Below are 25,775 nucleotides of genomic sequence, written 5' to 3' on the forward strand. Positions count from 1 at the left end.
AATCTGAGCCAGGATCAAACTCTTCAGTTCAATACCTGTGTGGTGCCGAAGCACCTCGCTCTTTCGAGCGGTCGCTCACTCTCAGAAAACTGACTGGCTCCATCCGAAGACAGAACCAACATGTTTTACTGTGCGAGCACTGATAACTTTTGAAGCTTGCCGAAGATCGAGACCTTCGGTGCACCGTCATCAAGCGCCCACACTTATCGGTTGTTTGTTTGTTAAAGAACTTGCGCCACCGGCTTTGCCGTTTGCGTTTTACTGCTTGCTGTACTGCGTCGCTGTTTTGTTGCAGCGAAGAAGCGAGAGTATGTAGCGTTTCTTGCTTCTCGTCAACTGGTTTGTCGATTTAATTTCTACATCGACCAACTCGCTAACGTCCTACCAATCTCCCCGCAACCCGCGCCAGCGCTGCGTTTCCGCTGCTGCTGTCTTTCGGTTTGTGTTGCGAGGGGGCGAATATTAAGCCGGCCTTCCGACCTTGGCAAGGACTTTCTTAAAATTTGTTTTGATACCCGATCAGGAGACTCAATTGGTGATCCGAATCGTCCGTCTGGGAAGTCCGCGAAGCGCCGGCGAAGGTCTGCGTCTTGGTACCGTGCGGCGGCCGCCGCGCGGTGTGCCGCGCACCGAGTTTGCCAGCCGCGACTACTACGATGTCTGGTATCCGATGCTCTCGCCGACTGCGGAGCTGGTCACGGAAGCGCTGGCGGCACAGCACGCGCGCGACGACAAGGCGTGGCGCGCGTTTGCCAGGAAGTTTCGGGCGGAGATGGCGCTGCCTGACCCCAGCCGCACGCTCGATTTGCTGGCGGCGCTGTCTCGGCAAACCGACTTTTCGCTCGGGTGCTATTGCGAGGACGAGCGTTACTGTCATCGATCGATACTTCGCGCTCTATTAGAGGAGCGTGGCGCGAAGGTGATCTGATGGCGGCGCCGGCAGGCTAAGATGCCAAGCTTTGCCGGCTCGCGAACTCTTTATGGCACTGAACCTGGTCTGGCTCGGTTTCTTCCTGCTCGCCTTTCTTGCCGCGTGCGTGAAGCTGGCCCTCGGCGACATGGCGGTATTCCCCGCGATGCTCGCGAGCCTGTTCGACAGCGCGCGGACCGCGTTCGAGATCTCGCTCGGGCTGGCCGGCGTGATGAGCCTGTGGATTGGCATCATGCGCGTGGGTGAGCGGGCCGGGGTGATCGACCTGTTCGCGCGACTCGTGAACCCGCTGCTGCGGCATTTCTTTCCCGGCGTACCGCAGGGGCATCCGGCGCAGGGCGCCATGATGATGAATGTGTCCGCCAACCTGCTCGGCTTGGACAACGCGGCGACGCCACTTGGACTGACGGCCATGCGTGAGCTGCAGACGCTGAATCGGACACCCGATACGGCGACCAACGCGCAGATTATGTTCATCGTGCTCAACACGGCGGGCCTGACCCTGATCCCGACGTCGGTCATCGCCATCCGGCAGGCCATCGCGGTCAAGCAGGGGCTGGTGGGGTTCAATGCCGCGGATATCTTCCTGCCGACTTTGTTGGCCACGGGCGCCTCGTGCCTGGCCGGTTTTATTGCGGTGGCCTGGGTGCAACGGCTCAACCTGTTGAAGCCGGCGGTGCTTGCGACGGCGGCGGCGGTGGCCGCGCTGATCGGCCTGCTGTTCGTATGGCTGCGCCATGCCCCGCCCGATCAGGTCAGTCGGATGACCGCGCTGGCGGGCGCCGGCTTTATCTTGACGCTGATCATGATTTTTCTGCTGTGCGGGGCGATCCGGCGCGTGAACGTCTACGAGGCGTTTATTGATGGCGCCAAGGAGGGGTTCGGGGTCGCAGTGCAGATCATCCCCTATCTGGTTGCCATCCTCGTCGCGATCGGACTGTTTCGGGTGACCGGGTGCATGGATGTGCTGATGCACGGGTTGACCGCCCTATTTGCCTGGGTCGGCATGAACACGGACTTCGTGCCGGCGCTGCCGGTGGGGCTGATGAAGATCCTGTCCGGGGCGGGCGCGCGCGGCCTGATGGTAGATGTGATGACCGCCTACGGCGTGGACTCCTTCCAAGGCCGGCTGGCCGCGATCATCCAGGGATCTACCGAGACCACCTTCTATGTATTAGCGGTGTACTTCGGCAGCGTGAATGTGCGCAATACACGATACGCGCTGGGCTGTGCGTTGTTTGCAGATGTCGTGGGGTTGGCGGCGGCTGTCTGGATTGCCTACCTGTTTCGGTAGTTTCTGACAGTTCTTGTTGTACGACGACAACGAATGTGCGTGACGGTAGTCATCCAACGCAAAAGTAGCTTGGTGCGTCGCAACAAGTCATGTATAGTTGAGTCTGTCTCCTCCACCACCTCGGTGGATTCCAGCCCGCGCACAAACCTGCGCGGGTTTTTTTTGCCCTTTTTTTTGCCGGGCTCCCGCGCAAACGGCTGATCATTCGGCTTTTTCCGCGTCCGAGCGCGTGTATGTGGCGACTGGCCCCATTTCCGCCCCGGGGCGCTTTTCCCATCCCAAAGTTGGTGCATGGCCGCACAAGGTCGATGCAGGCGATCGAAAAAGCCCGGATTTGTTGCGATGCAACAATCGTTCGATTACAGTCAGATCGATGTAATCGTCGTATTTCTCCGCGTTTCCACCAAGTCATCCATGTCGGCTGCGCTACGCCTCCTTCGATACTGGCCGGACGCCGCATTTGTGCGGCGGGGCTTGATCTATGCGCTGGCGTTTCTTGCGCTCGCGGGCATGAGCCTGGTAACCGGCGATAACGGCTACTTGTGGTCGGCGACCGCATCGATCTGGACCTGTCTGGCCGATCGTCCCGGCACAGCCGCAGCGCGCATGCGTGTGCTTGGCGCGGTGGGCATCGGTGGCGGACTGGCCTGCGCAATCGGCAGCGCGGCATCGACGGCGCCGTGGCTGGCGTTGCCCATTGTCATCGCGGGCGGCATCGGCGCGGGACTCGCCGAAGTGCGGGGTCCGGCCGCAGCGCTGAGTTGCAAGCTCCTTTATGTGGTGCTGATCGCCGCTTGCCTGCAGCCGGCGGCCATCGATGTGCCGGTGCTCGCGCATGCCGTCGCGACCAGCCTCGACTATCTGCGCGGCGGCTTGTTTGCCTGCCTGGTCTGCCTGGTACTGCTGCCGTCCCAGCGCGACACGCGCCCGCGCGCCGACATCATCGCGGTCTACGAGGCACTGAGCCGTTTTGCTCACGCCGTTGCGGCCGACGCGTTTCCTGACGACACCATGCCGTACAAGCAGGATATTCGTCGCAGGATCGAAGGCGCGCGCGGGGCGGTACTCGCGCGGCGCGGCTGGCGCGATCCGATTGGCCTGATGCGGTACGCGTACACGGTGGCGGTGGCCGATGCGATCTTTGCACTGCTGATCGTGGCTGCGGAGTTGCGCGAACGACAATTGCGCGAACGGCAGGTCCAGGCTTCCCTGGCGCCCGCGGTCCAGCAGGATCTGCCGCTTTCCTATGCAGCGCGTTGTCTCACGGAGATCGAACAGCTCGTGCGCGAGGCGTTGTCGCACCACGCGCCAGATCTGCCCGCGCTCTGCGCGATTCTCGCGCAGGAGTTGCGGCGGCTGGTGGCGCAGCGCGCCAACGCCGCAGCACCGCCAACCTACCAGTCCGCGCTGGCGGCACTAGCCCGGTTTCCGGTGTTTGCCGACTGGAAGGAGAGCTTTGCCTGGCCGCGCCGTGGGCTGCATCACGGCATCGACCGCCTCGGGCATTGGCTCGCGGAAGTTGCCGCGCGCGATGCTCAGGTGACACGACATGGCCTGCGCCTGGCGATGGCGGGGGCGCTGAGCCTGTTGCCTTCGCTAATCTGGCGGCTCGATCATGGTTATTGGGTCGCGGTGACGGTGATCATGGTCCTGAGCCCGCGCCTGCAGACCACGCGCCAGATCTCGTTCAAGCGCTTCGCCGGTTCGCTTGCAGGCGCGCTGGCGGCCTGCGTGATCAGCTTTGCCCACCCTTCGCCCGCGCTGGCGCTATGTATCAGCGCCATCTTTCTTGCTGCCGCTTATGCGGGGCGACTCGCGGGCAATGCCGGACTGTTTGCGTTCTGCCTGACGCCGGCGGTCATCCTGTTCTCGTGGACGGGCGAGCCCGCGGCCAGCAGTAGTCACGTGGCGGCGCTGCGGGGTATCGACACGGCGATCGGCTGCCTGATCGCGCTGGCCAGCTACTTCGTGCTGGCGCCGCGTGCCGAGTTGTCGCGTGCGTTCCGTCATGGTGTGGACGCGCTGGCGGTCAACGCGGTGTACCTGCGGGCCGCCATTGGGGCAGCACGCACGGCGGCGCCCACCCATGCACGGCTGGAGGCGCTACGCGTGGCGGCGGGTCGCGCGTCCACGCGTGCCGAGGACACGCTGGCGCAAAGTGCGGAGGATCTCGGCTCCGATCTGCCGGCCGCCTATCGACGCGTGCATGCGACCGCGCGCCGCATGGCCGCGCTGGCGGGCGTGGTGCGGGCTTGCGAGGCCGATGTGGCGCCGTCCGAAGCCGTGCAACAGTGGCTGGAGGCAGTGGAAGCCAGGCTGGCCGAGCTGGCCGTGCGGCCGGGCGTTCATGGCCATGACGGCGGCGACGGTGGGGGAGCGATGGCCGTCGAACGGCGGCGAATGTCCGAGGTCAGCGCGTTGGACGCGTCGCCAGGCGACGCCTTCCTGCTGGAGCAAACCCGCTTCGTCCTGGACAGCCTGGACGCCGCTCATGCTGCAATGCACAGCGTGCGCGAAGCCGCGGCGGCGCTCGACCGACCTTTACGGAACACGGCCATATCCTAGAATGACTGGAATCTTGCGACTGCCATCACCCGTCTTACCCCGGCGTCGCGCCACCGCTCGAGGTACGCCATGTCCATCTCGTTCCCCCACATCACGCCAACCTACTGCGCCGCCAGTCTGACGCTGTCCTGCCCCGCGCAGGTAGATGGCAACGATACCCTCTACTCGATTACCGCCGAGGCACTCGAATCACATTTTGGGGCGCGGTCGACGCGCAAGGAAGACCTCGTCGCCGCGTTCACGAGCAACCGGTCGCGCATCGAACAGCTGGCCGAGAGCCTCTTCGAGCTGACCGAGGCGCGTGAGATCGTGCTGCGCAGCGGGCATTTCCGCTTTGCGAGCTGACCCGTAGCGTTACTTTTCGGCGGCCTTGCCGCGTACCAGCAGCACGGGCATCGTCGATTCACGAATCACCGCTTCCGCCACGCTGCCCAGCACGATGCGGCGCACGCCGCGACGTCCGTGGGTGCCGATGACGAGCAGGTCGCCCTGCCATTCACGTGCGGCCTCGTTGAGCGACGCCGCGATATCACCGATCACCGCAGGCTCGGTCACGAGTCGCGTTTCGTACGCGATGCCGGCCGCCGAGAGCCGCGCGGCGGCCTGCTCCAGCGCCTGATTCCCGCTATCGACGTAGGCTTTTTCCATCTGACCGACGTCGTAGTAGCCCGCATCGAACAACAGCACGCCGCTGTCGACGATAAACAGCGCGAGCACTGTCGCCCCACTGCTTCCGGCCACGCGAATCGCCTCGCCGAGCGCGAGGTCGGCGGTTGCGCTGCCATCGACTGCCACTACGATCCTGCTATATGCCGCATTGGTCATTTCGGGGTTCTCCGGAAGTGTGAACTCGTATTGATACTACTCCGCGAGGTGCGCAGCGGAAGTAACCTCGCGCCGAAAAAGCGGCGTTGGGCTCCTACAATTCGCCTACAGTTTGCGCGAGATCAAATAAGTCCGGCCGCTCCTTGAATCCATAAATTGACCGACCGGTCGGCTTATCTATATAGTAGCCACGTCGACGGCCGCCTGTGGCCACCGCGAAGGAGGTGCCATGTACACGCAGAGCCTGGATTTGGAGAGCAAAGACTCGCAGGGCAAAGACGTGCAGAGCAAGGACTCGCCAGGCCAGCCGCCCACGCGGTTGACGGACCTGGATGCGCGGCAGGTCGCGTTCGATGCGCGCATTGCCGCGGACACCAAGATCGAGCCGCAGGACTGGATGCCCGACGCCTATCGCAAGACGCTGGTGCGCCAGATCTCGCAACATGCGCATTCGGAGATCATCGGGATGCAGCCGGAGGGCAACTGGATCAGCCGCGCGCCGTCCCTGAAGCGCAAGGCGATCCTGCTCGCCAAGGTACAGGATGAAGGCGGGCATGGGCTCTATCTGTACAGCGCCGCCGAGACGCTCGATGTCTCGCGCGACGACCTCGTGGACGCCTTGCACACGGGGCGTGCCAAGTATTCCTCGATCTTCAACTATCCGACGCTGACGTGGGCCGATGTCGGCGTGATCGGCTGGCTGGTCGATGGCGCGGCGATCATGAATCAGGTGCCGCTGTGCCGCTGCTCGTACGGTCCCTATGCGCGCGCGATGATCCGCATCTGCAAGGAGGAATCGTTCCATCAGCGCCAGGGCTTCGACGCCCTGCTCGCGATGATGGGTGGCACCGAGGCACAGCGCGCGATGGTGCAGGATGCCGTGGATCGCTGGTGGTTCCCCGTGCTGATGATGTTCGGGCCGCCCGACGCCGCCTCCACCAACAGCACGCAGACCATGGCCTGGGGCATCAAGCGGATCTCGAACGATGACCTGCGCCAGAAGTTCGTCGATGCCACCGTGGAGCAGGCGCGCGTGTTGGGCGTGACGCTGCCCGACGCCGGCCTGCAATGGAACGAGGCGCGCGGGCATTACGACTTCAGCCCGCTCGACTGGGACGAGTTCTGGCGCGTGATCAATGGCGATGGACCGTGCAATCGTGAGCGGCTGGCCACGCGCGTGCGCGCGCACGAAGAAGGCGAATGGGTGCGCGAGGCCGCGCTGGCGCATGCGCAGCGGCGGGCGGGCGCGGCAGACGACGAGCGCGCCGCGGCTTGACGGGGCAAGGTACGACGATGCCGGAGAACGCAATGGATACGAAACAATGGCCGCTGTGGGAAGTCTTCGTCCGCAGCAAGCAGGGGCTCGAGCACAAGCACTGCGGCAGCCTGCATGCCGCCGATGCCCAGCAGGCGCTGCACATGGCACGCGACGTTTATACGCGGCGTCAGGAAGGCGTGTCGATCTGGGTGGTGCCCTCGTCGGCGATTACCGCGAGCGCGCCCGACGAGAAGGATGCGCTGTTCGATCCGATGGCCGACAAGATCTATCGGCATCCGACGTTCTACGCGTTGCCCGATGAAATCAATCACATGTGAGCGTGCATGACGACGACGCCCACTGCCCTCTCTTCCCCGGCGCGTGTCGCCATGCCCACGGATACGTTGCCGGCGGCCATCCAATATGTGCTGCGGCTGGCGGACAACGCGCTGATTCTTGGCCAGCGCAATGCCGAATGGTGTGGCCACGGCCCGGCGCTCGAGGAGGACATCGCGCTCGCCAATCTGAGCCTCGATCTGATTGGCCAGGCGCGGCTGTTGTACACGCATGCGGGCGTGCTCGAGGCGGTGCTGACGGGCGAGCCCCGGCGCGAGGACGACTACGCCTACTGGCGCGACGAGCGCGATTTTCGCAACTGGACGCTGCTCGAGTTACCGCACCACGGTCCGCTCGCGGGCACTGCGCGCACGTCGCGCGACTATGCGGTAACCACCGTGCGCAATTTCCTGTTCAGCGCGCTGATGGTGCCACTGTGGCAAGCGCTCACAGGCAGCCACGATGAAGGGCTGGCGGCGATTGCCGCCAAGTCGCTCAAGGAGGCGCGCTACCACTTGCAGCATGCTGCGGGATGGGTGGTGCGCCTTGGCGACGGCACCGAGGTATCGCACGCACGTATGCAGCGAGCGCTCGACCATCTGATGCCGTATATGAACGAGTGTTTCGCGACGGACGATGTCGAGCGCGAGGTTGCCGCGCAGGGTATCGGCGTGGCAGTCGCGGATCTGCATGCGGACTGGGAAGCGACCGTACGTGCCACGCTGACCGAGGCGACGCTACCTGTGCCCGAACGCTCGGGGTTCCTTTCCACCGGCAAGCATGGCGTGCATTCCGAGCACATGAGTTATCTGCTTGGCGAGATGCAGGGCCTGGCGCGCGCGCATCCGGGCGCGCAATGGTGACGCCATGACGCACACCCAATCCCTCGCCCAGCCCCTCGCCCATGAGGCCACGCGCATCGCGCGCGCGTGGCAGGCGCTCGAGTCGGTGCCCGATCCCGAGATTCCGGTGGTATCGATCCGCGATCTGGGCATCCTGCGCGAGGTTGTGCTCGCTGATGACGGCGAGACGCTTGAAGCCGTGATCACGCCGACCTATTCGGGATGCCCGGCGATGTCGCAGATCGAGGAGGATGTGGGCCGCGCGCTCGAGCAGGCCGGATTGGCGCCTTGGCGCGTGCGCACCGTGCTGGCGCCGGCCTGGACCACCGACTGGATTACGGCGGCAGGCCATGCGCGGCTGCGCGAGTACGGCATTGCGCCGCCCCACACCGCCGCCGGCGCCGATGGCGACCACATGCGCCCGCTGCGCTTCATGCCGCGTGCGAGCGAGCGTGTCGCGGTGGCTTGCCCGCGCTGCGGCAGTACCCATACCGAGGAGCTGGCGCGCTTTGCCTCTACCGCATGCAAGGCGCTTTACCGCTGCCTCGACTGCCGCGAGCCGTTCGACTACTTCAAACCGTACTGAATCAGACTGTACTGAGCTCATCGAACCATGACGCCCCAGTTCCATTCGCTGCGCGTGGCGCAGGTCAGGCCCGAGACCGCCGATACGGTATCGATCGCGTTCGAGGTGCCGCCCGCCCTGCGCGACGCATATCGTTTCACGCAGGGGCAGTTCCTGACTCTGAAGGCACGGGTCGATGGTACCGACGGTGGTACCGACGGTGGTACCGACGGTGGTACCGACGGTGGTACCGAATTACGTCGCTCCTATTCGATCTGCTGCGGTGTGCAGGACTACGATGCGCGCGGCGAACTGCGCGTGGCGGTCAAGCGCGTGGCCGATGGGGTGTTCTCTACCTGGCTGCATCGAAATGCGGTGCCGGGACGCGCGTTCGATGTCATGGTGCCGGACGGCCGCTTTCATGTGCCTCTCGATGCGACAGCCGCGCGGCACCATGTGGCATTTGCCGCCGGCAGCGGCATCACGCCGGTGCTGTCACTGATCCGCACCACGCTGGCGCACGAACCGAACAGCCGTTTCACGCTGGTCTACGGCAATCGCAGCGTGGACAGCATCATCTTTTCCGAGGCGCTCGAAGACCTCAAGAACCAGTATCTGGCGCGCTTCACGCTGTATCACGTGTTGTCGCGGCAGCCCCAGGAAGTCGATCTGCTGCATGGCCGCCTGGATCGCGCGCGGGTGGCGCGGTTCCTGTCGTCGCTGCTGCCGGTGGACGACATCGACGCCGCGTTCGTCTGCGGCCCGGCATCGATGATCGACGAGGTGGAAGGCGCGCTGCGCGACGCGGGGCTGGACCCGCGGCGGATGCATGCGGAGCGATTCGGCGTGCCCGTGGCGCCCGCGCAGCGGGCCGCGGCCCCCGCCGTGTCCGATGTTGGGACGGGTGTTGGCAGCGATCTGGTGGTGGTGCTCGATGGCAAGCAGCATCGCATGCGTCTGCCCGGGCCGGATGCGAAAGTGCTGGACACCGCGCTGGCCGCCGGCCTCGATCTGCCGTATGCGTGCAAAGGCGGGGTCTGCTGTACCTGCCGCGCGCGCGTGCTCGAGGGCGAAGTGGAAATGGAGAAGAATTACACGCTCGAACCCTGGGAAATGGCGAAGGGTTTCGTGCTGACCTGCCAGGCGCGCGCGCTCACCCCGCGCGTGGTCGTGAGCTACGACGAACGCTGAAGCCCCCGCAGCATCACGCGCCGTGATTACAATGGCGGGAAACTCATGCCCCGCACATGTGACACCAGCGTGTGTCACCAGCGGCGGCCCCGGCGTTCAGGGAAGCGTCGTTCCACTCTTACATCACGGCCATGCAATATATCCATGTCGTCAACGGCGATGCCGCGGGCAATACGTTGCGTCAGGCACTGGCACAAGCCTCTCGTCCCGATCCGGTGGTCGTGTTGCGCGACGATCTGGCCGTCGGGCCGCTCGCCGACGTCGACAGTACCGGGTTGATCCGTTCCGGCTTCTGGCAACGCGTGGCTCCCAAGACCGATATCGATTTCCCCGGCGAAATGCGCCAGGCGCTCGAGCAGCTGCAGGCGCTGCGCCGCGACGACAAGGAAGTCGCGATTTGGCACGGACAGAGCGCGGCGGACCAGTTGATGCTGCGCCGGGTCGTGTCGCACCTGTATCAGGCGCCGCAGCGGATCAACGAGGTATCGATGGATCTGCGTGAACTGGAAACGCCGCCGCAGGCCAACCTTGCTGCCATTGGCATGTATCCGGCGGCCCGGCTCGCCCGCCGTTTCTCGACCATTGCACCGGTGTCGGTGCTGCGCCTTGGCCGACTTGGCTACGAGTGGCAGCAGAACGTGAAGGAGAACGCCGATGTGCGGCTGTGGAAGGGCAATACGATCGTGCCCGCCGCGTATCACACGGTGGATGACGTCATTCTCGACCGGACGCCCGACGACTGGACCTCCGCGGTGCAGGTGGTGGGCAGCGTGATGGGTGCCGTGGATGGGCTGCTGGCGAGCGACTGGTTTGTGTTCTGGCGCTGCCGCGAGTTGATCAGCGCGGGGCAGCTCGTGCTGCGCGGCAATGCCGATGCGATGCAGAACTGCGAGTTGCGCCGTAATCCGATGCTGAGCGCCGAGTAACGGCAGGATCAAGCCTCCATGGCCAGAACCAAGGCGCCCGATTTCGAGGCTCAGCGCGAGCAGATTCTCGAGCTTGCCGCTGCAGCGTTTGCCGCGAGCAGCTACCCGAGTACGTCAATGTCGGACCTCGCGGCGGCATGCGGGACTTCCAAGGCGCGGCTTTACCACTATTACGAGAGCAAGGAGGCGATCCTGTTCGATCTGCTCGACCGCTATACGCAGCGGCTGATGGGGATCGTGACGAAGGTGGAAGCCGACGGGGAACGCCGTGGCCGTACCGAGCAGGAGCGCTTTGCGGACCTGTTGCGTGCGTTCCTGGCCGAGTACGAGACCTCGCAGACCCGGCATATTGCGTTGATCAACGACGTGAAGTTTCTGGCGGATGAGCAGCGGGATCGCATTCTGCAACGCGAGCGCGATGTGGTGGCGGCGTTTGGGCGTCAGCTACGGTTGGCGTATCCGGCGCGCGTGACGACCGAGAACCAGACGCCGCTGACGATGACCGTCTTTGGCATGATCAACTGGACGTTCACGTGGTTGAAGCCTGGGGGCAAGCTGTCTTATGCCGCGTTTGCGGAGATGGTGGTGGATTTGCTTGAAGGTGGGCTGGTTAGAGGCTTGCCCTCTCCCCCGGCCCCTCTCCCCGGGGGAGAGGGGAGAAAACAATAGGTGAGACGCTAGCGGCCGGCCCTCGAGGCAGAGAGGGCAAACCGTTGGCATCTCAGGACCACTCGGCGTCCTGGTTCTTCTGGCGTTGCTCGCGGTCCTGGCGGAACATCTCCTCCAGTTCGTCGCGGGCCTGGCGGGCCAGGGAGACCAGTTTTTTCTGGTCGGTGTAGTGCGGGTAGAAACGGTCGATAGCCGCGATGTTGTGGCGGCGGAAGCGTAGGGCCACGTTGCGGGCATCGGACGGATCGAACCCCAGGCCTTCCAGCACGCGCCGGCCCATCATCAGCGAGCCCTCGAACATTTCGCGTTCGAAGGTGTCCACGCCGCGGTCCTTGAGCTGGTAGATATGCGACACGTGCCGGGCACGCGCATAGATCTTGAGGTCCGGCCAGCGCTCGCGCACGCGGTCGATCAGCGCGAGGCTGTCTTCCATGCCATCGACCGCGACCACGAGGATCTTCGCGCTGCCCGCGCCGGCGGCCTCGAGCAAATCCACGCGCGTGGCGTCGCCATAGAACACATTGAAGCCGAACTCGCGCAGAAACTCGATCTGATCCGGGTCGTGATCCAGCACGGTCACGCCAATGCCCTGCGCATAAAGCAGACGACCGATGATCTGGCCGAAGCGACCAAACCCCGCGATGATCACCGGCGAGTTCTGCGGCGGAATGACATCGTCGGGACGTCCGCTCGCATTGAGGCCCGGTGCCACGAAGCGGTCGAACGCCAGCAACAGCAGCGGGGTGGCCACCATCGACAGCGCGACCATCAGTACCAGCAGCGCCTCGGTACGCTCAGGCAGCAGGCCCGCGCCGCCGGCCACCGAGAACACCACGAACGCGAACTCGCCGCCTTGTGAAATCAGCAGCGCGAACAGCAGGCGCTGACCGCGTGCTATGGCGAATCGGCGCGCGAGCAGCATCAGGATGCCGGTCTTCACCAGCACGAAGCCGAGCACCAGACCCATCACCTGCCAGGGCGACTGCGAGAGAATGCCGAAGTCGATCGACATGCCGACGGCCATGAAGAACAGCCCCAGCAGCAGTCCCTTGAACGGCTCGATATCGGCCTCCAGCGCATGGCGATATTCCGAGTCCGCCAGCAGCACGCCGGCGACGAAGGTGCCGAGCGCCATCGAGAGTCCCACCGCATCCATCATCAACGCGATGCCGATGACGAGCAGCAGCGCGAACGCCGTGAACATCTCGCGCATATCGGTGCGCGCGATGAACCGCAATGCGGGGCGTACGAGATAACGGCCACCCACCACCACCGCGCCCATCACGGCTACGGCTTTGGCGGCGGTCTGCCAGTGCGGCGTGCCCGACCCCATATGGATCGCGTCGGAGGCATCGATCGCGAGCAGCGGCAGCAACGCGATCATCGGAATGGCAGCGATGTCCTGAAATAGCAGAATGCCGAAACTGGCGGCACCGGCCGGGGTGCCCATGAGATTGCGCTCGGCCAACGTGGCAAACGCGATGGCTGTGGACGACAGCGCAAGCCCGAGCCCGGCCACCAGCGCCACCTGCCAAGGTGCGCCGAGTAGCGCGGCAATGCCGCCCAGCGCCAGCGCACACGCGACCAGCTGCATGGAACCGAAACGGAAGATGGTCTGCTTCAGCATACGGAGCTTCTTGGGCTCCAGCTCCAGGCCGATCACGAACAGCATCATCACGACGCCGAATTCGGAGAAATGGAGGATCGACTCGACGTTCGTGACGAGCCGCAGCGCGTGCGGGCCGATCGCCGCGCCGGCAATCAGGTAGCCAAGCACGGCGCCCAGGCCGAAACGGCGCGCGAGCGGTACCGCGACCACCGCGGCCACCAGGAACACCAGCAACGCGATCAGGAAGTCGTGCTGGCTCATGGTTCGATCTCCTCCGAGGCTGCGCTCTCCGGCTCGATATCGGGCGGCAGGGGTGAGGACGGGGTCAGGTGGCGGGCCACATGTTCGATATGAAGCGCAAGGGCGTCGGCATGGGCGTTGTCGGCATCGTGCAGCACGATCGGCGGCAGCCAGCTCATGTCACAGCGCGTGGCGGTCTGCTGCAGCGGCAGCAGGAACGCTTCGAGCGGAGCGCCATGAACGCCATCGGGACCGTAGGCGTCGGCCTGCCCACCTGTACTCACCACGGCCAACATCGACTTGCCGCGCAGCGCGGTGCCGCCCGGCCCATAGGCCCAGCCAAACTCGAGCACCTCGTCGAGCCACAGCTTGAGTAGCGCGGGCACGCTATACCAGCGCAGTGGGAACTGCAGCACAACGGTATCGGCCGTGGAGAGCACGCGCTGCTCGGCCACGACATCGATGTCGTAATCGACATAGCGCCGATACAGCTCCCGGACCTCGACATGCGGCAAGGCCGCCAGCGCTTCGGCCAGTGGATGGTTGACGCGCGAGCGGCGTGGCGCGGGGTGCGCATAAATCACTACGATCGGAGGCTCGTTCATCAAGGCGGTTGGTCTTTTTGGCTGGATCTCTGGGCTCGCGTCCATCAGCGTGAAGCGTGCGGCGTTGCAACAAACCCACAACACCAATAGGTATGACGCAATCGCCTCATGGATAAATCCATGATTCCATTGAAATTTTTACGAATTTGCGGCGACTGCGACGGCCATCGCATGGCGTCGCTTACGCCAGACTGACAAATCCACTACAATACTTTCCGCGTTGCAGCAACCTAGTGTTTGCCCGCAGTCAGTGCGCGCAGTTGCCTTGCCATGCGGCTTTCATTCGCAGCATCTGACGCCATTTTTATCTCGCGTTGTTATACCCGGATTGCCACAACTTGGTTGTCGCAGTTCAATGAACATCGCGTTGACCCCAGTCGTGACATCAGTCAGGAAGGACCTCAAGTGAACCCGCTCGAACTGAGCAAGGCCGTCGGCGCAGTCTCCGACGAAGATCTTCGCCGTGCCGCCAAGGCCCAGGCCGCGCAACGCGCGTCCGTGCTGGTGCGCGAGCTCGCCGCGCATCATCGCTCGCGGCTGGTGAAGCATTTTCTCGCGCTTGGCGAGGAAGATCGCCTGCTCCGTTTCGGTCAGTCCGTTGGCAACCATGTGATCGAAGCCTACGTCGAGAGCATCGACTTCGACCACGACAGCGTGTTCGGCGTCTACGACGAGCATCTGGAGCTGGTGGGGGTGGGGCACTTTGCGAACCTGCGCGACAACGCCGAAGGCCGGGTGGCGGAGTTTGGCGTGTCGGTCTCGAAGAGCGCGCGCGGGCGCGGCATTGGCAGCTCGCTGTTCCAGCGCGCCGCGATGCACGGGCGCAATTCGCATGTGCGCACGCTGTACATGCACTGCCTGTCGCGCAACGCCGCGATGATGCATATCGCGAAGAAGGCTGGCATGAAGGTGCAGTACGCCTATGGCGAAGCCGATGCGTACCTGGAACTGCCGCCGGCCGATACGGTCAGCCGTCTGACCGAAGTCCTGGATGAGCAGGTGGCCGACCTCGACTATATCGTTCGCCGCAACCTTCGCGACGTGCGCCGGTTCGGACTGCGCTTCTGGCGTTCGATGGTGCCGCAGAAGGGTACGGTCTGAACGTAGCCTCCGCGTTCACGCGACAACGGCGCACCAGCACGGTGCGCCGTTTGTCTTTGGGCACGCCGCGCAGGCTTACGCGCCTGCAACGGGCAGCGCGGTGGTGTCCTTGATCGATTCCAGTGCGAAGCTCGAGCGGACGTCGATCACTGACGGATGCGCGAGCAACTGCTCCTGCATGAAGCGCGCGAAGTGCTCCATGTCCTCGACGTACACCTTGAGCAGCAGATCCATCTCACCGGTCATCGCGTGGCAGGCCGCCACCTCTGGCCAGGTGTTGATGGCGGCGCGGAACAGGTCCAGCGGCGCCTTGCCCTTGGGTGTGCCGCCCTGCTTCTCGAGCCGCACGTTGATATAGGCCAGCAGCCCCAGCCCGACCTTGTTGGGTTCGAGCAGCGCGGCGTACTGGCGAATGACGCCAATTTCCTCGAGCCGCCGGATGCGGCGCAGGCACGGGCTTGGCGAGAGGTTCACACGCTCCGCCACTTCGAGGTTGGTCAGCCGACCGTTGGTCTGCAGCACCTCGAGGATCTTTCGATCGATCTTGTCCAGCTCCACCTTGCTCACGGTTTGTTGCTCCGCAATATGTTTGTCGGCAATTTTTTTGCGCAAATTTAACAAGTCGTGCACAAGCCTGCAATTTTTTTGATGCGGGACCCGTACTTTCCCCTAGCCCGGACGCTCGTCAGGCCAACGTAACAAGACAGGCAAGAGTGATGCCAACGCCTTGCGCCGGCAACGGTAAACGAAAAAACGCGATCCCGAAGGATCGCGTTGCTTCCAGCCGCCTCAGCCGCCTCGACTCGGCGGCTGCCCCGGCGGGTCAGTTGGCTGCGGGAGCCGATGCCGGCGGCGGGCCGCGGCGCTTCGGGCCATCCTTGTGCATCTTCTCCATGGCCTTCTTGATCTCGTCCTGGGTCACCTTGCCGTCCTTGTTCACGTCGATCTGATCGAAGTGAGCGGCCATGCGCGGGAACGCGGCCTTCATCTCGTCGCGGGTCAGCGCGCCGTCACCGTTCTTGTCGGCCGCCTTGAACTTCTCGTCGAACTTCGCCTTCATCTCGGCGCGACGGGCTTCCCATTGCGCCTTGTGATAAGCCGCCAGTTCGGACTTGTCGAGCTTGCCGTCGTGGTTGGTATCGATCTTGTTGAAGACCGCATCGGCCTCCGCCTTCGAGATGGCGCCGTCGCCATCGGTGTCCACCGACTTCAGCCACATGCCGTCGCCATGGTGGTGATGCTTGTGGTCGCCATTTCGGTCGCCGCGATAACCGGGACCGCCTGCGGGAGGTGCCGATGGCGCTGCCGTAGCGGACGGCGCGGTGTTCGCTGGTGCGGGGGCGGTCTGCGCGAACGCGGCGCCTGCTGCCAGGAACAGCGCCGACGTGGCCAGGAAGGTCTTGATGGTGTGGGTCTTCTGCATGCGTTGCATATCCGTGCTCCTCTTCATGCGTTGTGCATGTACGGATTAGAACGCAGGGAATCGTGCGAAGTTGGCGCTTTTAATACGATGTTACCGGGCTCACAGATGGCCCGGTCTGTCGTAATCAGCCGAAATCGAAGCTATATGTTGCGCTAACAGTGCGTTAATCCTTGGGCACCATCTGCTCCGGCACGCCTTGCGGCGTATATCCCGGCGGCGCCGGAATCGGCTGGGACTGGGACGGGATCTGCTGCGGGTACGGCTGGCTCGTCACCGGTGCGGGTGCAGGTGCGGAGGGCGCCGGCATCGGCGTGGAGAGCGGTGCGGCGGCGCCAGACGGCGGCGCGGACGGCAGAATCGAGGCCCTGCCCGGCGTGTTGTTCTGCAACGGCAGCGCAATTTCCTGACGAGCGCCATTGCGCTCGATCACAATGCCGCGCCCACGAATCTCGACCACCTTGATCTGCGGAGACAGCGCGGCGCCCACGCGCACGGCCTTCGGCGCCCCGCCGTCGAGCGACAGGATGGCCGCGCTCGGGCCGCTGCCATCGACATTGGCCACCACACCGATCAGTTGCACGTCGCGCACGCCGGCTTGCACGGTACCGCCGAACAGCGTGGCAATGGCACCGGTTTCCACGGCCTCCGTCTGCGCGACGCGCGCGGTGTTCGGCACGGGGATGGTCCTCATCGCCATGAAAGTGAGTACCCAGTGCGTGGCAAGCGCGCACAGCGCAACGAAGCAGACGAGGCTCGCAAGCTTCGGCAGCCAGGTGGCGGAAGGATTGAGACGGAAGGCAGGCCGGGAAATCGCAGGCACGGGTACGCAGGGTCGGGTGAGATCAGGCGCCAAGCGTACCAGAGCCATGCGGCAACTGTCTGTCACACGAGACCGACAATTGCCGCGCGATGCCGATATCCGACGCTCAGAGCAAATCGTCCAGCAGATCGGGGCCGAACACTTCACGATGGATGTTCTGCACCGGCACGCCGGCCGAGATCAGCGCGTGGCGCTGCGCCTGCATGAAACCGAGCGGGCCGCACAGGTAGAAGCGCGCATCCTTGAAATGGGTGGAGTCGCGGTCGTCGAGCAGTGCGCGGATCGGCATCGTGCCGGCGTGATCGTAGTCGCGACCAGCCTGGTCGGCGTCGTTCGGTGCCTCGTAGCTGATATGGGTACGCAGTTTCGACAGTCGCTCGCGCGCCCAGCCGAGGTCGTCGCGGTGCGCGTGATGTCCACCGTGGCGCGCGGCGTGAGCGAACAGCACGGGGCGGTGGGGCTGCTCGACCGCGAGGGTACGCAGCACCGAGAGCATCGGGGTGATGCCGATACCGGCCGACAGCAGCACGATCGGGGCACGGTCGTCGATCTCGGGCGTGAACTCGCCCCACGGCGTGCTGACGTAAAGCGTTGCGCCCACTTGAACGGTGTCGTGCAGCCAGTTGGAGACCGCGCCCTCCGGCGTATTGATATCGCCGACTTCCCGCTTGACCGAGATGCGCCACGTCGGCAGCCCGCGCTCGGCGGACAGCGAGTACTGACGCAACTGGCGATGGCCGTCGGGGAACGTGGCCTCGACGCTGATGTACTGTCCCGGCGCGAAATCGCGCAGCGGCTTGCCGTCGGGCGACGCGAGCGTGAGCGATGCCACGGTTTCGCTCTGCTCTTCGCGTGCGACCACGCGCACCGGCAGCAGTTGGCCGGCGGCCATGCCGCTGCGGTCGTAGAGGCGCGACTCGGCGGCGATGAACGCGCCGGCCAGCAGCCAGTAGGCTTCGTCCCATGCGGCGATGAGTTCGGGGGTCGCGGCATCGCCGAGCACGATCTTGATGGCACCGATCAGGTACTTGCCGACGATCGGGTAGTGGGCGGGGGTCAGGCCCACGGCGACGTGCTTGTGGACGATGCGATCGATCACGGGCGCCAGCGCGTCGGGGTTGTCGATGTTGGCCGCGTAGGCGAACAGGCCCGATGCCAGCGACTGCTGCTGCGATCCGTTGGCCTGGTTGCCCATGTTGAACAGGCGGGTCAGCTCCGGACGCGCCGCGAACATGTCCGCGTAGAAGCGCGTGGTGATGGCCGTGCCGTGCTCGCGCAGGACGGGAATGCTCGCATCGATATAGGGGCGGGAAGCAGCGGACAGCATCAGAAAAACTCCGGTTTTATCATGCATCTAATATGCATGATTTCGTTCACAATAAAGCCGGCGAAGGATGAGCGTTGGCTCAGGCCGCGCGCCGGCTCTGGTAATCGCGATGCAGGCTGATGATCGACTCAGCGGTCCGGCTGTTGCCGGATACTTCGCCCAGCGTCAGGCCATCGAGCGTGCGGTAGAAAGCCTCATGGGCCTCGTCCAGCGCGCGCTTGAGCCGGCAGTTGCCGTTCAGCGCGCAGGGTGGATCCGCGCAGTCGATGATCGGCCGGTGACCCTCCAGCTCGCGCAGGATGGTGCCGACGGAGAGCCGTTCGGCCCCAGGGCCGAGTTGCAGCCCGCCGTGCCGGCCACGTGTCGCGGTCAGCCAGCCCAGTTTCGACAGCCGCGCCGCCACCTTGACGAGATGGTTGTGCGAAATGTCGAACTGCTGGCCAACTTCGGCGATGGTGATCGGCCGGCTGCCGTCGCCACGGGATACGTACATCAGCATCCGGAGCGCATAGTCGGAGAATCGGGTCAGTTGCATCGTGAGGGCAATCATAGATAACATGCATTGCAAATGCAAGTTTTAGTTGTGGCGCAAAATCACGGAAAGTGGAACGGAATGCGCCCGCACACCAAACCGTCATGCCCGTGGCGTTATACTGGCTGGCCATTCCGGCCACGCCGACATTGCCCGGCGGGATAATCCCGGCAGACCAGGCACAAGGTCAGACACGATGCACAGATTCGCCACCTCCTCCGTCACACCCCAACGACCCCAACCATCCCGACCGTCCCGACATGGCCGCCCTGCTCTCGCCCGTGCCGGGCGCGCGCGCGGCTTCACCCTGATCGAAATCATGGTGGTGATCGTGATCCTTGGGGTGCTGGCGGCACTGGTGGTGCCGAAGATCATGAGCCGTCCCGATGAGGCACGGGTCGTGGCCGCGCGCCAGGACATCTCGTCGATCATGCAGGCCCTCAAGCTGTATCGCCTCGACAACGGTCGCTACCCGACCACCGAGCAGGGCCTGCCCGCGCTGGTGGCCAAGCCGACCACCGAACCGGTGCCGAACAACTGGAAGGGCGGGGGCTACCTCGAGAAGCTGCCCAAGGATCCGTGGGGCCATCCCTACCAATACCTGAACCCCGGCGTGCGTGGCGAGATCGACGTCTTCAGCTTCGGTGCCGACGGCCAGGCCGGCGGCAACGCGAACGACGCCGATATCGGCAACTGGGAATAAGCCGCACCACTCCCATGCGCCGACATTCGCTTGCCGCCACCGGCTTCACGCTGCTGGAGCTACTGGTGGTCATGGTGATCGCCGGCATCGTCATCTCCCTGGTCGCCGTCAATGCCTCGCCGAACGAGCGTGGACGCATTCTCGACGACGGCCAGCGTATTGCCAGACTGTTCGAGCTCGCGCAGGAAGAAGCGCAACTCGGTGCACGGCCCATTGCCTGGGAGGGCGATGCGGGGGGATGGCGTTTTCTTGAAGCCACGCCGCAAGGGTGGCAACCGATGCGTACCGATGTGTTCGCGCCCGGCAAATGGCGGCTGGCCATGGATGGCGTGTCGATTGCCGAAGGCGGTCGCTCGGCGGGCAACGGTATCTTCCGGCTGGTATTCGGCCGCGAGCTCGTCGACGGGCCGCAGCGGCTGGTACTCGTGCGCGGTCCGATCCGCGTCGATGTGACCGGCGACGGCAGCGGCCGCTACGTTGCGACGGCGCTGCCATGAGCCGCCGCGAAATCCGCCGCCACGCCCACGCGCGGGGCTTTACGCTGATCGAGGTACTGGTCGCGCTGACCATTCTGGCGGTGGCGCTGACGGCCACCATGCGCGCCATGGGCTCCATGGTGGAAGCCGGCACCTCGCTGCAGACCCGCATGCTGGCCGAGTGGAGTGCCGAGAACCATCTGACCACACTGCGCCTGTCGAAAACCTGGCCCGAGCCCGGCATGCGCGGCTACGACTGCCCACAGGGCGGCATGCCGCTGTGGTGCGAGGAATCGGTTTCCGGCACGCCCAACCCGTCATTCCGCCGCGTCGAAATTGCGGTCTACCCTTCCGCCGCGAACAAGTCCGTGCGCCTCGCCTGGCTGGTCACCATCGTCCCCAATGAAACGCGCAACATGCTCTGACCGGCCGCGCGCACGCGGTTTTACGCTGCTCGAGATGCTGGTGGCGATCACGCTGCTGGCCGTGATGGCCGTGATCGGCTGGCGCGCGCTCGACTCGCTGACGCGCAGCCGCGAGCGGCTGACCGACCACGATCTGCGGCTGGACACGCTCAAGGTGCTGTATGGCCAGTTTCAGTCCGATTGCGAGCATCTGGCGACGGCGGCGCTGTTGCAGGCGAGTCCGCTCGAACTGGGACCGGGCCAGTTGCTGATGGTGCGCGACCGCCGTGACACAGGCCAGCCGACCGCCTGGCAGGTGATTGCCTACCGCCTCGACGGCGACACGCTGGTGCGCGCGGCCAGCCCCTATCTGGCTTCGCGCAACGAGGTGCGCGGCGCGCTGCTGAATATGCGGCAGGCCGCCGGTCAGGGCGTGCAGGTGCGGCCTCTGGTGCGTGACGTGAACAGCGTGTCTGCGCGTGCCTGGGTGGAGCCCGGCGGCTGGCAGGCCGACACGGGTCGTATCTACGGTGCGCTGATTCAGGGGAACGCGGCGGCCAGCGCGGCCGCGGCGGCGGCCTCGTCGATTGCCGACGCGACCGGCGCAAGCGACGCCGAAGCGAGCTTCGGCAATATCGCCACCGCCACCGCGCTGCGTGCGGTCGAACTGACGATCTTCGCGCGCATGGGGGACGGCGACACGCCGCGGCAGTTCCAGAAAGTCTGCATGACGGGGCTATGACCGTGCGCGCTACGCCCTCTTCCCGTGTTGGCCGCTCTGGCTACCTTGCCTCCCGGCGGCTCGCCGGCGGTCGTGCCCAGCGCGGCGCGGCGGTCGTGACCGCGCTGCTCATCGTCACGCTCGCGGTGGTCGTGGTCTCCGGCATGCTGTGGCGACAACAGGTGCAGATTCGCTCGATCGAGAACCAGCGGCTGCTGGCGCAGGCCACGTGGATCCAGCGTGCGGCTGTGGACTGGGCGCGCCTGATCCTGCGCGACGACCAGCGCCGCTCGCAGGTGGATTACATCGGCGAGCCATGGTCGGTGCCAGTGGCCGAGACCAAGCTGTCCGATTTTCTGGGGGCGGGGCTGCGCACCGATCAGGCCGGCGAGACCTCGTTTCTGTCGGGCCGCATCATGGATGCGCAGGCACGCTTCAACCTGACCAATCTGGTGCTGTGGACGGCCGAGGGCACCGGCCGAACGGCCAGCATCGATAGCACGGCCCTGGTCGCGTTTCAGCGTCTGCTGCAGACGCTCGGCCTGAACGCCGGGCTGGCCGAGCCCACCGCGCAATACATGCTGCGCGCGGCCCGCGGCGGCAGCAGCAACGGCCAGCCGGCGCCGCGCCCACCGGATAGCGTCGACGACCTGCTCGCGGTGCCTGGCTTCTCGCCGGACATGGTGGCGCTGCTGGAGCCGTTCGTGGCTGTACTGCCGGAGCGCACGAAGGTGAACGCCAACACCGCGGATGCGGAGGTGCTCGCGGCGGTCATCAACATGCCGATCGAGAAAGCCCGCGAGCTGGTGCGCCAGCGCGATCGCGCGTACTTCAACAACACCAACGACGTGGTCAACCAGTTGTCGGCGATTGCGCCGCAGGTCAACGCGAGTTCGGCCACGAGTCTGCTCGATGTGCGCACACACTACTTCCTGATCTACGGTCTGGTGCGACATGAACGCGCCAACCGGCTACAGGTGTCATTGGTATTCCGCGCCGATGTTCTCGGCAGCGGCAACACCACCCGCGTGGTCTGGGTGCACGACGTCGATCGCCTGCCCGAAGTGCGCTGAACAGGGTGCCGGCAGTGTGCCGGAAGTGCGACAGCCGGATGCTGGAAGTGCCCACGCGCACTGCGCCACGGACTAGCGCCAATCGCCATCCAATGCAATCGGACGGGCTGCTATTGACGCGAGTTAGTCACACAGGCAAGGTATGCTGCTGCGCCTGTTCGGGGGTCGATTCCAGGCCCGCTGCAAGCGCCACCCGGAAGCCCTGCCGAACCGCGACCGGAACGTTTCCGAGCCTTTCCCGCGCATGTGCCACGCCGGTTTCCAGACCGCCCGGGGGCGGCCCCGGAGACGCTTTCGCAGGCGATCCGGTGCGATAAGTGCCACTAATCCAAGGATATTTTGAGTACCACCCTCTACGTCCGCCTGCCGCAACGGCCGCATGACCAGCCGCAACCGTGGCAGTTCGGCGCGATGCCGTTTGCATTGGTCCGCACGCCCGTGGGGGATAAGAACCGCCGCGTTGGTGACGCGAGTGCGATCGATCTGTTGCGCGAAGGCCACGCTCTGGTGTCCGAACTGCCGGCTGCGGATCGCCTCGTGCTGATCGTCGCCGCCAGCGACGTGTTGCTGACCACCGCCATGGTGCCGCCGCTGCCGCCGGCCCGACTCAAGCTCGCCCTGCCGAATCTGGTCGAGGATGCGCTGGCGACCGATGCGCAGCCCTGCCATATCGCGCTCGGGCCGGGTCTGGAACCTGGCACGCCCGCACGCGGCGCGCGACGCCGGCTGCTGATGGTGGCCGATCGCGCCTGGCTGCGCGCGGTGCTCGATGCGTTTGCCGATCACAAACACCGACGCCGCCATGTGGTGCCGGCCCAGTTGTGCATTCCGCTGACGCCGCTGACCACCACGCAGGTGCTGCGCAAGTACGAGCCGAAGCTCGCCACCGTCGGCGCCGAGCCGGATCCGCTGGCGGAGCCCGAAGACGAGAACGGCGATCAGGGCGGTGCCGAAGGCGGTCCGGCCGACCAAGGCGTGGACAGTGCCGTTTCAAACAATGCTGAGGCCGTGGTCGCGCCGGTCCAGCTGGCGACGCTGGTGGTCGAAGGTGCCGCCGCGGCGCTCGCCGAATCCGCCGCGCTGCTGGAAACCGGTCCGGCCACCCGCATCGGCAATGGCCGGCTGTGGCAGGTGACGGTGCGCACCGGCGCCTACGAAGGGTATGGCCTGCTGCTCGGCGACGAGGCGCTGGCCGCATGGCAGGCGCTCGCGCCGGCCGGCCGCTGGCACGGCGATCGCGCCGCGCTTGCGCACGCACCGGTGCCGGCACTCTACGAGCGCCGCCACACGGGACGCGCGCCGCGTCCGCTCGACGACTGGCGCGTGTGGCTGGAAGGCGCCGAGGATTGTCTGCGGCAGCGCGACCTGGACCTCGCGCAGTTCGAATTCGCGCAGGGCCGCATCGACCGCTGGAACCTGCGTGCATGGCGTCTGCCGGTTGCCCTCGCCTGCGGCGTGCTGCTTGTGCAGTTGATCGGCATCAACGTGCACTGGCTGATGCTGAGCAAGGAGCGCGACCAGCTGGAAGCGGCGCAGACCCAGGCGTTGCGCACGGCGTTTCCGCAGATCCCGGTCGTGATCGACCCGCCGCTGCAGATGCGCCGGCAGGTGGAACAGTTGCGGCTGGCATCGGGCCGTAGCACCCCCGACGATTTCCTGCCGCTCGCGGACCGCTTTGCGGGCGCCGCGCGCAGCCTGGCGCCCGACGCGCTGCAGGCGCTCGAGTATCGCGGCGGCATGCTGTATGTCACGTTGAAGCCCGGCACCGATACCAGTGCATTGCGCAACAGCGTGCGACAGGTCGGGCTACAGATGGACGAAGACAAGAACCCGCCGGACGCGATGACACGCGCCACCGGCACGCCCGGGCCCGCGGGCTCGCGCTGGACTGTAAAGCCCGGAACATGAGAAACATCACGAACGCCGGTCGCGGCGGCAAGGGCACGCGAGGCGCCGCCTTTGGCCGCTTTGCGCGACTGCGCCCGCGCATTCCGGAGCGCTGGCTCGAACGCTTCGATGCATTCTGGGAAGCGCGCAATCCGCGCGAGCAGGCGATTCTCGGCGGTGGCTCGCTGGTATTGGTACTGGTGATCGGCTACACGCTGCTGTGGGAACCGGCGTCAAGCGGCCGCGTGGCAATGGCGAAGAGCCTGCCCGCGCTGCGCGCCGACCTCGCCGAAATGGAAACGCTGGCACAGGAAGCACGCGGCCTGTCCGCAAGCCCCGCGCCATCGTTGCGCGGCGATGCGCTGACGCAGGCGCTGCAGGACACCCTCAGTCAGCACGGCCTCAAGGCCACGCGACTGGCCACGACCGGCGACAACGCGGTACAGGTACAACTCGAGAAAGTAGCGTTTGGCTCGGTAGCTAGCTGGCTGCAGGACGTTCGTCTGCAGCAGCGGCTCAAGGTCACCGATGCGCGGTTTTCGTACGTCGGTGCCACCGCGCTGGTCAATGTCACCGCGACGCTGCAAGGCCCTGGCGCAGGCGGACGTAACTGATGGCGCGGCTGGAGTCCCTGCGGCTGCCGCGCCGGCGCCGGCGCGAGTCGAGCGGCTGGCGGCGCGTGCGATGGGCGTTGCTCGGCGTGGTGGTGGTGATCGCCACGCTGATCGCGCAGCTGCCCGCCGCGTGGCTGGCCGACAGTGTGGCGGCGCGGTCTGGCCGGCGCGTGCTGCTGGCCGATGCGGCCGGCACGATCTGGCATGGCAGTGCGACGCTGGCGCTGTCCGCCGGCGCGGGCAGCCAGACCGCTACCGTACTGCCGGGGCGACTGGCCTGGACGGTGCCGTTCTGGCCAATGCTGACCGGCACGCTGCGCGTGGTGGTCTCGCATGACCGCTCGCTGGCCGCGCCGGTGGCACTGTCGGTGACCCCGCGCGGCTGGACCGCGCAGGCCGGAGCACTGAGCCTGCCGGCGTCGTTGCTGGAAGGTGTGGGCGCGCCGTTCAACACGCTACGCCCCGACGGGCAGATGCGGCTGGACTGGTCGGCGTTGCGCGGACGGTTTGCCGATGGCGCGCTGGAGGGGCATCTGACCCTGCGCGTCGAGCAAGTATCATCGGCGATCAGCCGTCTGCGGCCGCTGGGCAGCTACCGCGCCGAGATCGACTGGACCGGCGCGACAGGAAGACTGGAATTGAAGACCATCGCGGGGCCGCTGTACCTGGAGGGCAGCGGCACGCTGGGCAAGCCCGCGCGATTCGAGGGGACGGCGAAGGCCGACCCCGAAGCCGCGGCGCAACTGGCTGGGCTGCTGAGCCTGCTGGGACGACGTGAGGACAATGTGACAAGGCTGCGCTTCTAATCCACGACGCAACCGAAGCCAGCCGGAACCGA

At 65.5% G+C, this 25,775-nt stretch carries 28 protein-coding genes; 20 read left to right on the forward strand and 8 right to left on the reverse strand.

All coding sequences use genetic code 11. From position 1 onward, the window contains the following. Positions 1-532: 532 nt before the first annotated feature. The 4 genes from LDO41_RS15390 (at position 533) to LDO41_RS15405 (ending at position 5,135) form a co-directional block, all read left to right on the forward strand. Complete coding sequence (locus tag LDO41_RS15390; RefSeq protein ID WP_223989661.1) at positions 533-928, forward strand: DUF488 domain-containing protein; 396 nt, start codon at positions 533-535, stop codon at positions 926-928. A gap of 52 nt (positions 929-980) precedes the next feature. Beyond that, complete coding sequence (locus LDO41_RS15395) at positions 981-2,225, forward strand: nucleoside recognition domain-containing protein (protein WP_223989663.1); 1,245 nt, start codon at positions 981-983, stop codon at positions 2,223-2,225. Positions 2,226-2,639: 414 nt separating this feature from the next. Continuing rightward, positions 2,640-4,790: an FUSC family protein gene (locus LDO41_RS15400; RefSeq protein ID WP_223990446.1), complete on the forward strand. Its 2,151-nt coding sequence runs from the start codon at positions 2,640-2,642 to the stop codon at positions 4,788-4,790. 69 nt (positions 4,791-4,859) lie between these two features. Next, positions 4,860-5,135: a DUF1488 family protein gene (locus LDO41_RS15405; RefSeq protein WP_223989665.1), complete on the forward strand. Its 276-nt coding sequence runs from the start codon at positions 4,860-4,862 to the stop codon at positions 5,133-5,135. 9 nt (positions 5,136-5,144) lie between these two features. On the opposite strand, the gene LDO41_RS15410 is transcribed toward LDO41_RS15405, so the two are convergent. Further along, positions 5,145-5,615, reverse strand: a complete 471-nt coding sequence (locus LDO41_RS15410) for a universal stress protein (protein WP_223989667.1) — start codon at positions 5,613-5,615, stop codon at positions 5,145-5,147. Positions 5,616-5,844: 229 nt separating this feature from the next. On the opposite strand from LDO41_RS15410, the gene paaA reads away from it, so the two are divergent. From paaA to LDO41_RS15450, 7 genes are all read left to right on the forward strand, one after another. Continuing rightward, on the forward strand, positions 5,845-6,891 hold the full coding sequence (paaA, locus tag LDO41_RS15415; RefSeq protein WP_223989669.1) for a 1,2-phenylacetyl-CoA epoxidase subunit PaaA: 1,047 nt from the start codon (positions 5,845-5,847) through the stop codon (positions 6,889-6,891). Between the two features lie 32 nt (positions 6,892-6,923). After that, complete coding sequence (paaB, locus tag LDO41_RS15420; RefSeq protein WP_223989671.1) at positions 6,924-7,211, forward strand: 1,2-phenylacetyl-CoA epoxidase subunit PaaB; 288 nt, start codon at positions 6,924-6,926, stop codon at positions 7,209-7,211. Positions 7,212-7,217: 6 nt separating this feature from the next. Then, positions 7,218-8,072 carry a 1,2-phenylacetyl-CoA epoxidase subunit PaaC gene (gene paaC, locus LDO41_RS15425; protein WP_377741602.1) on the forward strand — a complete coding sequence of 285 codons (855 nt, stop codon included), beginning with the start codon at positions 7,218-7,220 and terminating at the stop codon, positions 8,070-8,072. Positions 8,073-8,076: 4 nt separating this feature from the next. Further along, positions 8,077-8,637: a 1,2-phenylacetyl-CoA epoxidase subunit PaaD gene (gene paaD, locus LDO41_RS15430; protein ID WP_223989673.1), complete on the forward strand. Its 561-nt coding sequence runs from the start codon at positions 8,077-8,079 to the stop codon at positions 8,635-8,637. Positions 8,638-8,664: 27 nt separating this feature from the next. Beyond that, positions 8,665-9,807: a 2Fe-2S iron-sulfur cluster-binding protein gene (locus tag LDO41_RS34170; protein WP_253074794.1), complete on the forward strand. Its 1,143-nt coding sequence runs from the start codon at positions 8,665-8,667 to the stop codon at positions 9,805-9,807. 131 nt (positions 9,808-9,938) lie between these two features. Then, positions 9,939-10,733, forward strand: a complete 795-nt coding sequence (locus LDO41_RS15445) for a DUF1835 domain-containing protein (protein ID WP_223989675.1) — start codon at positions 9,939-9,941, stop codon at positions 10,731-10,733. A gap of 18 nt (positions 10,734-10,751) precedes the next feature. Then, on the forward strand, positions 10,752-11,402 hold the full coding sequence (locus LDO41_RS15450) for a TetR/AcrR family transcriptional regulator (protein WP_223989677.1): 651 nt from the start codon (positions 10,752-10,754) through the stop codon (positions 11,400-11,402). Positions 11,403-11,454: 52 nt separating this feature from the next. Here the strand turns inward: LDO41_RS15450 and kefC are convergent, their stop codons facing one another. Then, positions 11,455-13,272: a glutathione-regulated potassium-efflux system protein KefC gene (kefC, locus tag LDO41_RS15455; RefSeq protein ID WP_223989679.1), complete on the reverse strand. Its 1,818-nt coding sequence runs from the start codon at positions 13,270-13,272 to the stop codon at positions 11,455-11,457. Next, positions 13,269-13,856, reverse strand: a complete 588-nt coding sequence (kefF, locus tag LDO41_RS15460; protein WP_223989681.1) for a glutathione-regulated potassium-efflux system oxidoreductase KefF — start codon at positions 13,854-13,856, stop codon at positions 13,269-13,271. Before kefF ends, kefC begins: the two co-directional genes overlap by 4 nt. Positions 13,857-14,261: 405 nt before the next feature. Between kefF and LDO41_RS15465 the strand changes: the two genes are divergently transcribed. Next, positions 14,262-14,957: a GNAT family N-acetyltransferase gene (locus LDO41_RS15465; RefSeq protein WP_223989683.1), complete on the forward strand. Its 696-nt coding sequence runs from the start codon at positions 14,262-14,264 to the stop codon at positions 14,955-14,957. Between the two features lie 75 nt (positions 14,958-15,032). Here LDO41_RS15465 and LDO41_RS15470 read toward each other — a convergent pair whose 3' ends face one another. From LDO41_RS15470 to LDO41_RS15490, 5 genes are all read right to left on the reverse strand, one after another. Beyond that, entirely contained in the window at positions 15,033-15,524 is a 492-nt protein-coding gene (locus tag LDO41_RS15470; RefSeq protein ID WP_223989685.1) for an Lrp/AsnC family transcriptional regulator, read from the reverse strand. A 256-nt stretch (positions 15,525-15,780) separates the two neighbouring features. Then, a complete protein-coding gene (locus LDO41_RS15475) occupies positions 15,781-16,389 on the reverse strand; it encodes an EF-hand domain-containing protein (RefSeq protein WP_223989687.1) in 609 nt (202 codons plus the stop codon). A gap of 154 nt (positions 16,390-16,543) precedes the next feature. Then, positions 16,544-17,200 carry a type II secretion system protein N gene (locus tag LDO41_RS15480; protein ID WP_223989689.1) on the reverse strand — a complete coding sequence of 219 codons (657 nt, stop codon included), beginning with the start codon at positions 17,198-17,200 and terminating at the stop codon, positions 16,544-16,546. Between the two features lie 106 nt (positions 17,201-17,306). Then, positions 17,307-18,527 carry a globin domain-containing protein gene (locus LDO41_RS15485; RefSeq protein WP_223989691.1) on the reverse strand — a complete coding sequence of 407 codons (1,221 nt, stop codon included), beginning with the start codon at positions 18,525-18,527 and terminating at the stop codon, positions 17,307-17,309. 79 nt (positions 18,528-18,606) lie between these two features. Beyond that, positions 18,607-19,062, reverse strand: a complete 456-nt coding sequence (locus tag LDO41_RS15490) for an RrF2 family transcriptional regulator (protein WP_223989693.1) — start codon at positions 19,060-19,062, stop codon at positions 18,607-18,609. Positions 19,063-19,255: 193 nt separating this feature from the next. On the opposite strand from LDO41_RS15490, the gene gspG reads away from it, so the two are divergent. The 8 genes from gspG (at position 19,256) to LDO41_RS15530 (ending at position 25,743) form a co-directional block, all read left to right on the forward strand. Next, the gene (gene gspG, locus LDO41_RS15495; RefSeq protein WP_223989695.1) at positions 19,256-19,762 is read left to right on the forward strand and encodes a type II secretion system major pseudopilin GspG; all 507 of its coding nucleotides are present in this window, start codon (positions 19,256-19,258) and stop codon (positions 19,760-19,762) included. A 14-nt stretch (positions 19,763-19,776) separates the two neighbouring features. Beyond that, the gene (locus LDO41_RS15500; RefSeq protein ID WP_223989697.1) at positions 19,777-20,259 is read left to right on the forward strand and encodes a prepilin-type N-terminal cleavage/methylation domain-containing protein; all 483 of its coding nucleotides are present in this window, start codon (positions 19,777-19,779) and stop codon (positions 20,257-20,259) included. After that, the gene (gene gspI, locus LDO41_RS15505) at positions 20,256-20,663 is read left to right on the forward strand and encodes a type II secretion system minor pseudopilin GspI (RefSeq protein ID WP_223989699.1); all 408 of its coding nucleotides are present in this window, start codon (positions 20,256-20,258) and stop codon (positions 20,661-20,663) included. Before LDO41_RS15500 ends, gspI begins: the two co-directional genes overlap by 4 nt. Next, on the forward strand, positions 20,641-21,384 hold the full coding sequence (locus tag LDO41_RS15510; protein WP_223989701.1) for a PulJ/GspJ family protein: 744 nt from the start codon (positions 20,641-20,643) through the stop codon (positions 21,382-21,384). The genes gspI and LDO41_RS15510 overlap by 23 nt, the downstream gene beginning before the upstream one ends. Continuing rightward, the gene (gene gspK / locus LDO41_RS15515; protein ID WP_223989703.1) at positions 21,381-22,436 is read left to right on the forward strand and encodes a type II secretion system minor pseudopilin GspK; all 1,056 of its coding nucleotides are present in this window, start codon (positions 21,381-21,383) and stop codon (positions 22,434-22,436) included. The genes LDO41_RS15510 and gspK overlap by 4 nt, the downstream gene beginning before the upstream one ends. A gap of 339 nt (positions 22,437-22,775) precedes the next feature. Further along, positions 22,776-24,344, forward strand: a complete 1,569-nt coding sequence (gene gspL / locus LDO41_RS15520) for a type II secretion system protein GspL (protein WP_223989705.1) — start codon at positions 22,776-22,778, stop codon at positions 24,342-24,344. Beyond that, on the forward strand, positions 24,341-24,937 hold the full coding sequence (locus LDO41_RS15525; protein ID WP_223989707.1) for a type II secretion system protein M: 597 nt from the start codon (positions 24,341-24,343) through the stop codon (positions 24,935-24,937). The genes gspL and LDO41_RS15525 overlap by 4 nt, the downstream gene beginning before the upstream one ends. Then, the gene (locus tag LDO41_RS15530) at positions 24,937-25,743 is read left to right on the forward strand and encodes a type II secretion system protein N (protein WP_223989709.1); all 807 of its coding nucleotides are present in this window, start codon (positions 24,937-24,939) and stop codon (positions 25,741-25,743) included. Before LDO41_RS15525 ends, LDO41_RS15530 begins: the two co-directional genes overlap by 1 nt. The last annotated feature ends 32 nt before the right edge of the window (positions 25,744-25,775 follow it).

Source organism: Cupriavidus pampae, from assembly GCF_914271485.1.
Lineage (GTDB): Bacteria > Pseudomonadota > Gammaproteobacteria > Burkholderiales > Burkholderiaceae > Cupriavidus > Cupriavidus pampae.